Genomic DNA, 12,351 nt, shown 5'->3' with positions numbered 1-12,351 from the left:
GGGCGCACCCGGCCGATACCTGCACCGGGCCCGCCCGGATCACTGGCCACGGCATGGAGCGTGCGGAAATGGCGCAACGTCCCGATGCACAGCGACACGGCATTCGTGCCCTGCGCCTGCAGCTTGCGCAAAAGCGGGCCAATTTCGCCCACGCGCGCCTCGGCCACGATGTTCAGCAGATCGTCCAGCGCCGCTTCGGTCGAGGCAGGGGCGCAGGCTTCGATATCGTCGATCGACAGGGGGTCTTCATCGCCGCGTTTGTACAACGCGATCTTTTCCAGAAGCTGGCGGAAATCGCCGGGGCCCAGCTGGCGCGAATAGTCGGTCAGCGCCGCCATGCTGTCGCGGGGGATCTCGCGCAGGCCTGCATCGGACAGCATACGCTCAATCTCATCGCGCGAGGGCGGGTCGTCATAAATCCCCACGGCGAAGGCGTTTTTGTGCCCCTCAAACAGCTTGCGCAGTTTCGATGTGGCCTTCAGCGCGCCTGCGGTGACGATGATCGTGGCATCGCCGGGCTGCCAGTCCTGCAAGGCGGCCTCGATGGCGGACAGCGCCTGATCGTTGGCATCTTCCACGAAGGCCACGCGGGGCCCGGGGAAAAACCCGATCGCCTTGATCGCATCGACCAGCGGGGCGGCATCCTTGCGCAGATCGCCCGCCTGCATCCGGGTCAGGCGCATCTCATCCTCGCCCTGTTCGCCGATCAGGGCCTTGATCGCCTCGGCCCGTTTCATCGCGATGCGCATGGGATCGCCGCCATAGATCAGCAGCCCCGCCTTGTCGGGGTCGGGCTTGCGGAAGTAACCGGCGGCGTCGCGGGCGTTCAGCTTCATGATGCGGGCAGCGTGACCTGCGCGTAAAGTTCGGTGGTGATCTGGTCGGCAAGGATTCGCATCAGCCGCGCGCGCGCATCGCGTTCGGCGGCCAGGGCTTCGACCGTATCGCCGGTGGCGGAATAGCCGGTGAAATTCGTGGTCGTGCCCCGGAAGATCACCGTTTCGGTGGCGAAATCAAACAGCGTGTAGTCGACCTGCCCAACCAGATTGAAGCGCGTGATGTCGCCTGTGCGGGTGATGCCAAGCCCTTCTTCGGTGATGCTGAGATCATAGGCCAGCGCATAGGTGCCGTTGCCACGGCCCAGCCGCGTTTCCAGTTCCTGCAACAGAAGGAAGCCTTCGCGCGTCGCGGGATCCTGAACCGTGACCTGACCGCGCAGCGCCGCCGCCGTGCCGCCCGGTGCATAGACCGGGGTAAATCCGCAAGCGGCCAGCGCCAGCGGCAGGATCAGCAGGGAGCGGCGGTCAAACAACGACATTCACGATGCGGCCCGGGACAACGATGACTTTCTTGGGCGTGGCTCCGTCCAGCGCCCTTTGCACAGCGTCAACCGAAAGGGCGGCTTTTTCAACCTCGTCTTTTGGCAGATCCTTGGCGACCTCGATTTCGCCCCGGCGCTTGCCGTTGACCTGAATGGGCAGGGTCACTGTGTCTTCGACCAGGAATTGTTCATCCGCCACGGGCCAGGGGGCGTTCACGATCAGGCCGTCTCCGCCTTGCATGGCCCAGATATCTTCGGCCAGGTGCGGGGTCATGGGGGCCATCAGTTGCGCCAGCGCCTTGATCGCCTCGGACTTCACGGCCTGACCGGCGGTGGATTTCGCCAGCGTGTTGGTAAAGGCATAAAGCTTCGCGATGGCTGCGTTAAAGCCAAAGCTTTCAACGCCTTGCGTGACTTCGAAGATCGTCTTGTGCATAGCGCGCAGCAGATCTTCGTCGCCCTGACCGGGAGTGTCGGGGACCATGTCGGCAATCTTTTCGCTCAGCGACCAAACGCGCGAGAGGTGCTTGTACGCGGCCTCGGCCCCCGCTGCCGTCCATTCCACATCCCGTTCCGGGGGCGAATCGGACAGGACGAACCAGCGCGCGGTATCCGCGCCGTATTCGGCGATGATATTGACCGGGTCGACCACGTTTTTCTTGGATTTCGACATCTTGGCCGAGGGGACGATTTCAATCGACTCACCGGTGGCTTTGACGGTCTTTGTCTCAAGATCCACGTCTTCGGGCAGGTGATAGACCGGGCGGCCCTTGTCATCCTTGGTCTGATAGATCGCGTGGGTCACCATCCCTTGGGTGAAAAGCGCGTTGAACGGTTCGGCGCATTTGGCGGGCAGGTGGCCGGTGATATGCATCGCGCGGGCAAAGAAGCGGGAATAGAGCAGGTGGAGGATCGCGTGTTCGATCCCGCCAATGTACTGGTCGACGTTCATCCAGTATTCGGCGTCTTCCATCCGCGTGGGTGTTTCGGCATCCGGTGATGTAAAGCGCGCGAAGTACCACGAGCTGTCCACGAACGTGTCCATCGTGTCGGTTTCGCGTAGCGCGGGTTTGCCGCAGGACGGGCAGGTGGTGTTGCGCCAGGACGGGTGGCGGTCCAGCGGGTTGCCGGGGATGGAGAAGTCAATCGGCTTGCCGTCTTCGTCATAAGGCAATTCGACCGGCAGGTTTTCCTTCTTCTCTGATACCACGCCGCAATCGTCGCAATGCACAACCGGAATCGGACAGCCCCAATAGCGCTGGCGACTGAGGCCCCAGTCGCGCAGGCGGAACTTGGTGACGCCCTGGCCGACGCCACTGGCCTCGCAGAAATCGATTGCAGTTTCGACGCCTTCATTGCCGGTTTGCACCTCGTCTCCGGCGAAGCCTTTGACATAGCGCACCTTTTCCGTCTTTGGCGGAACGTAAGCCTCGCCCCCGTCCTCGGGGGGCGTAAAGCTGTCTTCGCCGGCTTCGGGCACATAAGTGGACACAACGGAAAGACTATATTTCCGGGCAAAATCCAGGTCGCGCTGGTCATGGGCCGGGCAGCCGAAGATCGCGCCGGTGCCGTAATCCATCAGGATGAAATTGGCGACATAGACCGGCAATTCCCACGCCGTATCGAACGGGTGGCGCACGCGCAGCCCGGTGTCGAAGCCCTTCTTCTCGGCCTTTTCCAGCGCTTCTTCGGTGGTGCCACCCTTGCGGCATTCAGCGTTGAAGGCGGCCAGATCGGCATTGTCTTTCTCAAGCTGCTTGGCCAGCGGGTGGTCGGGCGAGATACCTACAAAGGATGCGCCCATCAGCGTGTCGGGGCGGGTGGTATAGACCTCAACCCGGTCGTGTCCCTCGGGCCCGTCGATGAGCGAGAAGGAAAACTGCAACCCGCGCGACTTGCCGATCCAGTTGGCCTGCATCAGTTTCACCTTGGCGGGCCAGTCATCCAGCGTGTCGATGGCGTCGAGCAACTCCTCGGCCATATCGGAGATCTTGAAGAACCACTGTGTCAGCTCACGTCGTTCCACCTCGGCGCCGGACCGCCAGCCCTTGCCGTCGATCACCTGTTCATTGGCCAGAACGGTCATGTCGACCGGGTCCCAGTTCACGACGGCGTTTTTGCGGTAAACCAGACCAGCCTCAAGCATATCCAGGAACAGCGCCTGCTGCCGGCCGTAATATTCCGGATCGCAGGTGGCAAACATGCGCGACCAGTCAAGTCCGAAGCCCAGCGGCTTCATCTGGGCGACCATGTCGTCGATATTGTCATAGGTCCAGTCCTTGGGATGGCCACCGCTGGCCATCGCCGCGTTTTCGGCGGGCATCCCGAAAGCGTCAAAGCCCATTGGGTGCAAGACATTGAAGCCGTTGGCTTTCTTGTACCGCGCAATGACGTCGCCCATGGTATAGTTGCGCACATGGCCGATATGAATGCGCCCCGACGGGTACGGGAACATCTCAAGCACATAGTATTTCGGCTTGTCCGCTGTACGCAGGGCTTTGAAGGCCTCGGTCTTTTCCCAGGCTTCCTGCCATTTGGCTTCGATCTCGGACGGGGTATAGCGCGCCATGATGCTCTCTGGTCTGGTAGAAATGAAAAACGCCGGGCTGATCACCCGGCGCTGTCCTTAAAGGGTATTTATCCCGGTTTCTAGAAGCGATTGTCCGCAATGCGTAGCTGGCGCGCGCGGGCCAGGATCGCGTCTTCGACAGCGCGGGCGGTGCCGGCCGACACGGGACCGCTGCGGGTCTGCAGCGACACGCGCAGCGCGCGGGCCTCAAGCGCGGGGTCTGTCACATGGATCGTCGCGCGATAGGCGCGGCCGCCGCCGGGGGGCGTGCCATATCCGGTGACGATAATGCCGGTGAACGGATCGACCGATTGGACCGGCAGGAAGTTCAGAACATCCAGCGAAGCATTCCACAGATAACGGTTCACCGCGACGGTCTGGTCTGCCTGGTTGGGGCGGAAGAGATCCCACAGTGACGAACCTTCGCTGGTGTTGGGGCTGCCAAGACGCGATCCCTGACCGGGCTCGACTACGCGTTCGGTCGGTTCATCTCCGACGGTGACGCGGCCGAACAAACCGTTCCCGCCACAGCCTGTCAAAGCTGATGTAAGCACGACGATCAGCGCAAGCTTGCCCAAAGGTGACACTGCCATAAATCCGGTCCTGATTAATACCGCCCTATTCGTGTCCTAACCAAGGCAGACCGCCTGAGCAAGTGCATACTGCGTCAAAGGAATCACCCGAGGTGCGCGGAACACCTGATTATTAAGGCTTTCTCGGCACTTGGCGCGGTGTCGGTGCATCCCGTTGCAGACGCGCCCTGATCAGACTGTGGCAAAGCTGCACCATCCTTGACCCCTTTCCGCCCCGCCGGTCTCGGCAGCCTTGCTTCATGCGGTCGAAAGAGCGAAACCACCATCCATACCCGGCCGGATTCCCCGGTTTGGGCGTATGAATAGAAACCGAGGGAAAAACTATGAAAAAGGTTCTCTTCCTGACGACTGCCCTGATCGCAACCGGATCCATGGCAGCGGCAGATGTGCGGATCAGCGGTTACGGCCGTTTTGGTCTGGACTACAACGAAGCAAACGTTGGCAACGAAACCAACATCACCAGCCGTCTGCGTCTGCAGTTCGACGTTTCGACCGAAACCGACGGTGGCGTGACACTGGGTGCTCGCGTTCGTATGCAAGCTGAAAACCGTGACGGTCTGCCCGGCGGTCTGGCTGGTCTGATCGATCCCGGTGGATGGGCAGACAACGGCTTCAATGGTGCACGTTTCTACGCATCGTTCGGTGGCTTCCAAGTTGGCGTGGGCAACATCCTGACCGCTGTTGAAGCGATGCAGGGTCTGTACCTGGAAACCAAATCCGCTGGCGTCGGCATTGACGGTTCGGGCTTCTCGTCCGTCGTTGCTAACCTGGGCGGCACCGCGTTCTCCTGGGGTCCCTTCACCTCGGACGGCCAAGGCTCCAACGGTGTGGAAGTCATCTACAACGGGTCGAACTTTGGTGTTCACCTGTCGTACCTGACCACCGACTACTGCCTGGGCGGAGCTGCAGCAGCAGCTGGTACCGCTGTTAACACCGCATTTGGTGGCGCTGCACTGGCAGCTGGCTGTACCCCCGGCATGGACATGACCGCAATCAGCGCCTACTACACCTTTGGTGACTGGACCGCAGCCATTGGTTACAACGACCAAAGCGGCGTGCCCGCCGGCATGGACAACGACCTGCTGGTTGTGACTCTGCAAGGTGACCTGGGCTTCGCAGGCGTTCGCCTGGCCTATGCTGAAATCGACAACATCGCGGCTTCCGCATCGGGCGACGCATCGAAAATCGGCCTGTACGGCATCTTCGACATCGGCGCAGCAACCTCACTGATTGCCTTCGTGACCGACGAAGATGCACCCGGTATGGCATCGGACGGCACCGGCTACGGTCTGCACCTGTCCCACGACCTGGGCGGTGGCGCATCGATCGAAGCGGGCGTGGTTGAGTCGTCCAGCGACAACACCACCGTTCAAGCGGGTGTGTTCTTCAGCTTCTAAGTTGAAAGACGCATATGCGTGAATTTGGGCGGGTCTTCGGACCCGCCCTTTTATTTTGCGGGTCGCGCAGCCCCCGTTCCCTTTGGCCGCGATTGATGGCATGAGAAGGCCCAGTCAAAAGAGGGTGTCATGTCACTGAGCGATATTCAGACCCGTATCCACGCCGCGGAAGAGGCTGCCGGCCGTCCAAAGGGCTGTGTCACGCTGATTGCCGTGTCGAAGATGCAGCCCGATGCGCGCGTCATCGATGTGCTGGAACAAGGCCACCGCGTGTTCGGGGAAAACCGCGTGCAGGAGGCGGCGCGTAAGTGGCCCGGATTTCGTGAGACTTATCAAGGGATTGAGCTTCATATCATCGGTCCGCTGCAGACCAACAAGGCCCGTGCGGCGATGGAACTGGCGGATGTGATCCACACCGTCGACCGCCCGAAACTGGCCAAGACCATCGCGCGTCTGGCGCAGGAAATGGGCAGCTGCCCCGATCTGTTCATCCAGGTCAATACCGGGGAAGAGCCGCAGAAAGCCGGAATTCTGCCCGCCGAGGCTGATGCTTTTGTCACCGAATGCCAGGCGCTGGATCTGCCGGTTCAGGGCCTGATGTGCATTCCCCCTGTCGATGAAGAGCCCAGCCTGCATTTCGCGCTTCTGGCCAAGATCGCGGCGCGCAACGGGCTTACTGGGCTCTCCATGGGCATGAGCGGGGATTTCGAGACCGCGATCCGCCTGGGGGCCACGCATGTGCGCGTGGGCTCTGCGATTTTTGGCGAACGCCCGCCGGCGGGGGATTGACCGGATCGGCAAAGCGCGCTCGGATACTGCCCGTAACCAGTTGAGAGGGACACAATCCGATGCGCGCAATTCTTTTGGCCTGCATGGCCTGCCTGTTCGCCGTTCCGGCATCTGCCGAGTTTCGCATATCTTTCGATTGGGGCGATATCCCCGATTGCCGAACCGGCAATCCCAACCGTGTCGGCAGTCCGGCCTTTGTGCTTAAAGATATCCCCCGAGGGCACGACAGAGATCGAGTTCAAGCTGAAAGACCTCGACGTCCCCGGCTATAATCATGGGGGCGGCAAGGTGAAGGTCGGGCAGGATGGCAAGCTGCCGTTCGGCGTGTTCAAATATAAAAGCCCCTGTCCGCCGGGTCAGGTCCACACCTACCAATGGACAGCGACGGCCAAGGCGGGGCGCAAGGTGTTGGCCACCGCAACGGCTGCGCGAAAGTATCCCGAATAATCAGCGAATGATCAGCCGGGTCTCGTACCGAATCCGCGGCGCGATCCAGCTCAGGTCGTCGCGGGACAGCGCGATGCAGCCTTCGGTCGGAAAATGTGGCCTGCGCCATTGGTGAATGAAGATGGCCGAGCCCAGGCCCGGAACCGCCTGCGGCCAGTTCCAATCGGTCAGGATCACCAGATCATAAAGCGGATCGGCCCGGCGCAGCCGTTCGTGGCTGTGGGGATAAGGCGCGCGGACCATGAGGTTGTAATCCTCATGTGACGGATCGTCGGACCACAGATCGCTTGGCCGGATCGGCAAGGCCCAGTCGGCGGGACGCGCCATGCGGTCAGGCCGATAGAGCATGCCCACCAGCCGATGCACCCCGCGCGGGGTGGCACCGTCGCCTTCTTTCTTGCGCTCACTCAGCCCGCCGCGCCCGATGGAACAGGGCAAAACGCGACCCATGAAGCGCAGGCCCATGGGCGTCAGGACCAGATCAGTGGCGCGCATCAGGCGGCGTCACACACCGGAAACGATGCGCAGATCCGTTTCAGCCACGGCTTCACGGATGGCCTTTGCGGATGTGTAACCTTCTGATTCATAGAATCTTTTGGCGGTTTCCACATCATCGAACTCGACCACGACGGAAATGCCCTGCTGGCTGCCTTCGCGAATTTCGGGTTGCGGATCGCGAACCAGAATGCGCCCGCCATATTCCGCAATCACCGGGGCCGAGGCTTCGGCAAAACGGCGCATCGTGTCCATGTCGTCGGTGCGAATGCTGGCGATGATGTATCCTTTGGGCATGGCTGTCCTTTCCGATGCAGTTTCCTGGACTGTGCCAAAGGCCTACCATAGGCGTCAACGCTGCGGGTCAGAGCATGTGGCCCGACTTGGCTGCCTTGGTCGCCAGATACTGCCGGTTATGGGCGGTCTCACCCACTTTCAGGGGGACGCGTTCGACAACCTGGATGCCATTGCGCTCCATGATGTCGATCTTGGCGGGGTTGTTTGTCAGAAGCCGCACCGACGAAAATCCCATGGTTTTCAGAATGTCCGACCCCAGCCGGAAATCCCGTTCGTCGTCTTCGAACCCAAGGCGGTGATTGGCCTCGACCGTGTCAAAGCCCTGATCCTGCAGGGAATAGGCGCGCATCTTGTTGGCAAGGCCAATGCCGCGCCCCTCCTGGTTGAGGTACAAAAGCACGCCCGCCCCTTCGGCCCCCATCTGCGCCAGCGCGCCACGCAGTTGCGGGCCGCAGTCGCATTTCAGGCTGCCCATCAAATCGCCGGTGAAACAGGCCGAATGCAGCCGCGCCAGCACCGGCTGGCTGCGATCCGGGCGGCCGATTTCGATGGCGTAATGCTCCTCTCCGCCGTCGTCGGGGCGGAAGACATGCAGGCGGCCTGTTTCGGACACCTCCATCGGCAGGCGAGCGTTGACGATGTCGCGCAGGACGCTGCGCGCATCCAGCAGGGGCTTGGCCTGAGCCGCGTCGATCAGGGTCAGGCCGCTGGCCCCGGCAAAGGCGGCCGGATCGGCCACATTCACCACAATGGCCGCCGGCAGAAGGCGTGCGGATTTCATCAGCGTGATTGCCATTCGGTGCAGATCGGCCGGGCCTTCTCGCCGCGTCTGCATCGGCCCTTTCATCGGGGCGTTCAGATCGTCGGCCGGGTCGGCCGTGCTGACAAACCAGTCGAAACCAGCGTCACGGGGCGGTACGATCCGCGCCAGGTCCCCGTCATAGGCGCGCGCCTTCAGCGTTTCGGCCCGCCGCGCGGTCACCGTCAGAACCAGGTCATCCCCCGCCGCGCCCATCTGTTCCAGCCGTGCGGGCGATACGGTTTCGGCCGCCGCTGCCAGAACCGCCCCGCCTTTGCCAGACAGCACAACCGGCAAGCCCGTGCGCAGATCGCCCCGCGCGCGGGCCAGAAGCTCGGTCATATCTGGGGTCAGGGGCATGAAGGCTGGTCCGTTTATCCGCAGGTGATTTAGGCTTTCTTGCAGAAATATGAAACATTTGCCATGTGCCAAACACGTCAGCGTGAGACGATTGCAGCAAATCTTGCCGGAACGGTGAACGGGTTGCATCTGATGAGGAACCGAGACGGAGGACCAAACCGATGGCCCAACTGAAAAAGATCCTGCTTGTCGACGATGACGAGGACTTGCGCGAGGCGCTGAGCGAACAGCTGATCATGACCGAAGACTTTGACGTCTTCGAAGCGGGCAATGGCACCGATGCCATGTCGCGTGCGAAAGAGGCGATTTACGATCTGATCATCCTGGATGTAGGGCTGCCGGATACCGATGGGCGCGAGCTGTGCCGCCTGATGCGCAAACAGGGGGTGAAATCGCCCATCCTGATGTTGACCGGCCATGACAGCGATGCCGACACGATCCTGGGTCTGGATGCAGGCGCCAATGACTATGTCGCCAAGCCGTTCAAGTTCCCGGTGCTTCTGGCGCGCATCCGTGCCCAGCTGCGCCAGCATGAACAATCCGAAGATGCCGTTTTCACGCTGGGGCCGTACACGTTCAAGCCTGCGATGAAGATGCTGATCACCGAGGATGACAAGAAAATCCGCCTGACGGAGAAGGAAACGAACATTCTCAAGTTCCTTTACCGGTCCAATGACGGTGTGGTGCCACGCGATGTGCTGCTGCACGAGGTCTGGGGATACAACGCCGGTGTCACGACACATACGCTGGAGACGCATATTTACCGTCTGCGCCAGAAAATCGAACCAGATCCGTCAAATGCGCGCCTTCTTGTGACCGAATCGGGCGGGTATCGTCTGGTAGCTTAAGAAATCCCGCCGCGGGCCCGGGTTACGGCCTGCAACCTCCCTGTTGGACTGACCCGGGCCTTTGCGCTCGGGTCTTTTTTGTTGGCCGGAGAAAATCGTCTTCGAAGACGATTTGCCCGCGCATTGGAATGCGCGGGCTCAAGGCCGTTCGAACGGCCTTGCCCGGTCTCAGACGTATCCCTGACCGCGGATGTCACAAATACCCGCTCCCATCCGTCTTACCACTGAGAACCAACCTACAGGAGGTAAGATGCGCAAACCCATTCTCATCGCGGTGGGCTTGCTGTCCCTTGGAACAGCGGCCCATATCTGGTTGGCCCCACAGCACTGGTACGACACCGTTCCCGGCGTTTCGATGACCGGGCCACTCAACCTGCATTTCGCACGGGATGTCGGTCTGGCCCTTCTGGTCAGCGGGGCTGCGCTGATCTGGGCCGCGCTGACCGATGACAGGTCTGCGGGGGTCATCGGGGCCTCGTGGCTGCTGCTGCACGCGCTGTTCCATATCTGGATCTGGGTGCATCGCGGATTTCCCGCCGATCTGATCGCGCTGGTCAACCTTCTGGGCATTCAACTGCCTGCCTTCCTGGCCTTTGCCGCAGCTAGCGGCCTCACATCAAAAGGAGAAACAAGATGATCCGCGCCTTTCTGAAACGAGGGTTCCGCCGGTTCGAGAAACGGTACAATTACGACGTGGGATACATGCATTACGTGGCGGATGCCTCGACTTCGGCGGGTTTGCGGCTGGCGGCGCTGCCGTTCTACGGCCAATTCAGCGGCCCCGAACAGGGGCAGGCGGTCTGGGCCGGCGCCAGCCTGGGGTCGACCGTTGAAGGTGACTGCGGGCCGTGCGTACAGCTGGTGGTGGATATGTGTCTTGAACATGGCGTTCCGGCAGGCGCGCTGGCGCATTGCCTGGCGGGGCGGCCTGAAGCGGCGGGCGATCTGGGCCTGGGCTTCCGCTTTGCGCAGGCGGCTATTGCAGATGATCCTGCGTTGGACAGCTTGCGGCACGAGATCGAAACCCGGTTCGGCAAGGCGACCCTTGTGGCCGCGTCTTTCGCGGCGTCAAGCGGGCGGGTGTATCCTGTTTTGAAACGGGGCTTGGGCTTTGGCCAGATCTGCAGCAAGGTGGCCGTCTCGGACCGGATGATCGAGGTGCAGCAGCCATGATGACCGCAGACACGGCGCTTTTTGAAGCCGAACGCAGCAGTCTGGTGTCGCTGTGTTACCGGATGCTGGGTGAACGGTCCGGCGCGGAAGACGCCGTGCAGGACACCTGGCTGAAATGGTGTGCCGCCGACAAGGCGCAGATCGACAATCCGTCTGCCTGGCTGCGCCGCGTGGCGACCAACATCGCCATCGACACGCTGCGATCGGCCCGCCGCCAGCGTGAGGTCTATGTCGGCCCCTGGCTGCCCGAGCCGATCCTGCCATCGCCGATGGATGGGGCAGACCATCCTTTTGAACTGGCCCAGGAATGCGAACTGGCGTTGCTCTGGGCGATGGAGCGGTTGAGCGAAAAGGAACGTGCCGCCTTCATCCTGCGCGAGGTGTTCGACGCCACCTATGCCGAGATCGCCCAGACCCTGGGATCGACCGAACCGGCCTGCCGGCAGCTTGTCAGCCGGTCGCAGAAGAAACTGCAGGATACAGGCCCCCGGTTCGAGGCCACCCCGGAAGAGGTTGCCGATCTGAGCCAGCGGTTTTTCGGCGCCATCATGGCCGAGGATTTTGACGCAGCCATGCGGTTGCTTGCCCCCACGTCGGTGGCAATCTCTGACGGCGGGTCCAAGGCCCGCGCGGCGCGGCGTCCGCTGGTCGGGGCGGACGAGATACTTCAGGTCATGCACGCGCTTTACTCCAAGGCGCAAAGGGAGCCGGATTGGACAGTCAGCATGTCATTGGTCAATGGCAAGCCTGCGATGCTGCGCCAGGTTTCGGGGCGATTGGATTCGGTCATCACGCTGGCTCCGGACCGCCGCGGCCGGATTGCGTGGATCTATATGATGCGCAATCCCGACAAGCTTGGCGTGACCCTTCATTAACGCCACCCGGACCTGCGGCAGAAATTGTTGACGCAGATCAAAGCCGTAAATCAGCCGTACCTTTAGAAGTGATTCAACCCGTGCATGTCCGGGGACTGATATGCATACCTCCCTGTTGGACTTGGCCGGACTTAGCTCCGGCCATTTTTTTGCCTGTCCTGTCCTGACGCAACGGCGCGGGTTTCCTTGACAGCGTGCAAACGGCATGCTGCGCCCTGCAATCACAGGGGAGGACGCATCACATGAAGCGTGCCATTTATCGCGAGTTCGGCCATCCGGCGCAGGTTCTGGAACTGGTCGAAGAAGACAGCCCTGCCTTAGAGCCGGGCCAGGCGCGCATCGCCGTGCTGCGTTCGCCTATCAACCCGTCGGATTACATTCAGGTCAT

14 protein-coding genes are annotated in these 12,351 nt (G+C 61.5%); 7 read left to right on the top strand and 7 right to left on the bottom strand.

What is annotated here, in order from left to right; all coding sequences use genetic code 11:
* From holA to TR61_RS18460, 4 genes are all read right to left on the bottom strand, one after another.
* On the bottom strand, positions 1 to 836 hold an 836-nt coding region (holA, locus tag TR61_RS18475), incomplete at its 3' end, for a DNA polymerase III subunit delta (protein ID WP_050932010.1).
* The gene (lptE, locus tag TR61_RS18470) at positions 833 to 1,318 is read right to left on the bottom strand and encodes an LPS assembly lipoprotein LptE (RefSeq protein WP_050932009.1); all 486 of its coding nucleotides are present in this window, start codon (positions 1,316 to 1,318) and stop codon (positions 833 to 835) included. The genes lptE and holA, both read right to left, overlap by 4 nt.
* On the bottom strand, positions 1,305 to 3,890 hold the full coding sequence (gene leuS, locus TR61_RS18465) for a leucine--tRNA ligase (protein ID WP_050932008.1): 2,586 nt from the start codon (positions 3,888 to 3,890) through the stop codon (positions 1,305 to 1,307). The genes lptE and leuS overlap by 14 nt, the downstream gene beginning before the upstream one ends.
* Positions 3,891 to 3,970: 80 nt before the next feature.
* The gene (locus TR61_RS18460) at positions 3,971 to 4,483 is read right to left on the bottom strand and encodes a DUF3576 domain-containing protein (RefSeq protein WP_050932007.1); all 513 of its coding nucleotides are present in this window, start codon (positions 4,481 to 4,483) and stop codon (positions 3,971 to 3,973) included.
* A 323-nt stretch (positions 4,484 to 4,806) separates the two neighbouring features.
* Here TR61_RS18460 and TR61_RS18455 point away from each other — a divergent pair, with 323 nt between their 5' ends.
* The 3 genes from TR61_RS18455 to TR61_RS18445 all read left to right on the top strand — a co-directional run bounded on the left by TR61_RS18455 (position 4,807) and on the right by TR61_RS18445 (position 7,116).
* Entirely contained in the window at positions 4,807 to 5,880 is a 1,074-nt protein-coding gene (locus TR61_RS18455) for a porin (protein WP_050932006.1), read from the top strand.
* A 129-nt stretch (positions 5,881 to 6,009) separates the two neighbouring features.
* Positions 6,010 to 6,669 carry a YggS family pyridoxal phosphate-dependent enzyme gene (locus TR61_RS18450; RefSeq protein WP_050932005.1) on the top strand — a complete coding sequence of 220 codons (660 nt, stop codon included), beginning with the start codon at positions 6,010 to 6,012 and terminating at the stop codon, positions 6,667 to 6,669.
* Between the two features lie 177 nt (positions 6,670 to 6,846).
* Entirely contained in the window at positions 6,847 to 7,116 is a 270-nt protein-coding gene (locus TR61_RS18445) for a hypothetical protein (RefSeq protein ID WP_216595440.1), read from the top strand.
* On the opposite strand, the gene TR61_RS18440 is transcribed toward TR61_RS18445, so the two are convergent.
* From TR61_RS18440 to ribA, 3 genes are all read right to left on the bottom strand, one after another.
* Entirely contained in the window at positions 7,117 to 7,611 is a 495-nt protein-coding gene (locus TR61_RS18440; protein ID WP_050932003.1) for a L,D-transpeptidase family protein, read from the bottom strand. It abuts the gene before it with no gap.
* 9 nt (positions 7,612 to 7,620) lie between these two features.
* Entirely contained in the window at positions 7,621 to 7,908 is a 288-nt protein-coding gene (locus TR61_RS18435) for a DUF1330 domain-containing protein (RefSeq protein ID WP_050932002.1), read from the bottom strand.
* A 67-nt stretch (positions 7,909 to 7,975) separates the two neighbouring features.
* On the bottom strand, positions 7,976 to 9,067 hold the full coding sequence (gene ribA, locus TR61_RS18430) for a GTP cyclohydrolase II (RefSeq protein ID WP_050932001.1): 1,092 nt from the start codon (positions 9,065 to 9,067) through the stop codon (positions 7,976 to 7,978).
* Between the two features lie 161 nt (positions 9,068 to 9,228).
* On the opposite strand from ribA, the gene TR61_RS18425 reads away from it, so the two are divergent.
* From TR61_RS18425 to sigJ, 4 genes are all read left to right on the top strand, one after another.
* Positions 9,229 to 9,915, top strand: coding sequence for a response regulator transcription factor (locus TR61_RS18425; RefSeq protein WP_050932000.1), 687 nt, complete (start codon positions 9,229 to 9,231; stop codon positions 9,913 to 9,915).
* A gap of 250 nt (positions 9,916 to 10,165) precedes the next feature.
* The gene (locus TR61_RS18420) at positions 10,166 to 10,552 is read left to right on the top strand and encodes a hypothetical protein (RefSeq protein ID WP_050931999.1); all 387 of its coding nucleotides are present in this window, start codon (positions 10,166 to 10,168) and stop codon (positions 10,550 to 10,552) included.
* Entirely contained in the window at positions 10,549 to 11,088 is a 540-nt protein-coding gene (locus TR61_RS18415; protein WP_050931998.1) for a hypothetical protein, read from the top strand. Before TR61_RS18420 ends, TR61_RS18415 begins: the two co-directional genes overlap by 4 nt.
* Positions 11,085 to 11,963, top strand: coding sequence for an RNA polymerase sigma factor SigJ (sigJ, locus tag TR61_RS18410; protein ID WP_245626930.1), 879 nt, complete (start codon positions 11,085 to 11,087; stop codon positions 11,961 to 11,963). The genes TR61_RS18415 and sigJ overlap by 4 nt, the downstream gene beginning before the upstream one ends.
* Positions 11,964 to 12,351: the final 388 nt, after the last annotated feature.

Source organism: Aestuariivita boseongensis (assembly GCF_001262635.1).
GTDB classification, from domain to species: Bacteria; Pseudomonadota; Alphaproteobacteria; order Rhodobacterales; family Rhodobacteraceae; genus Aestuariivita; species Aestuariivita boseongensis.
Note: the sequence above shows the minus strand (reverse complement) of the source record. Positions and strands in the feature narration are given on the sequence as shown.

Bases quoted from the DNA above. Each gene is read 5' to 3' on its own strand.
- lptE (WP_050932009.1), bottom strand. From the start codon at position 1,318: ATGTCGTTGTTTGACCGCCGCTCCCTGCTGATCCTGCCGCTGGCGCTG.
- leuS (WP_050932008.1), bottom strand. From the start codon at position 3,890: ATGGCGCGCTATACCCCGTCCGAGATCGAAGCCAAATGGCAGGAAGCC.
- TR61_RS18460 (WP_050932007.1), bottom strand. From the start codon at position 4,483: ATGGCAGTGTCACCTTTGGGCAAGCTTGCGCTGATCGTCGTGCTTACA.
- TR61_RS18455 (WP_050932006.1), top strand. From the start codon at position 4,807: ATGAAAAAGGTTCTCTTCCTGACGACTGCCCTGATCGCAACCGGATCC.
- TR61_RS18450 (WP_050932005.1), top strand. From the start codon at position 6,010: ATGTCACTGAGCGATATTCAGACCCGTATCCACGCCGCGGAAGAGGCT.
- TR61_RS18440 (WP_050932003.1), bottom strand. From the start codon at position 7,611: ATGCGCGCCACTGATCTGGTCCTGACGCCCATGGGCCTGCGCTTCATG.
- TR61_RS18435 (WP_050932002.1), bottom strand. From the start codon at position 7,908: ATGCCCAAAGGATACATCATCGCCAGCATTCGCACCGACGACATGGAC.
- ribA (WP_050932001.1), bottom strand. From the start codon at position 9,067: ATGCCCCTGACCCCAGATATGACCGAGCTTCTGGCCCGCGCGCGGGGC.
- TR61_RS18425 (WP_050932000.1), top strand. From the start codon at position 9,229: ATGGCCCAACTGAAAAAGATCCTGCTTGTCGACGATGACGAGGACTTG.
- TR61_RS18420 (WP_050931999.1), top strand. From the start codon at position 10,166: ATGCGCAAACCCATTCTCATCGCGGTGGGCTTGCTGTCCCTTGGAACA.
- TR61_RS18415 (WP_050931998.1), top strand. From the start codon at position 10,549: ATGATCCGCGCCTTTCTGAAACGAGGGTTCCGCCGGTTCGAGAAACGG.
- sigJ (WP_245626930.1), top strand. From the start codon at position 11,085: ATGATGACCGCAGACACGGCGCTTTTTGAAGCCGAACGCAGCAGTCTG.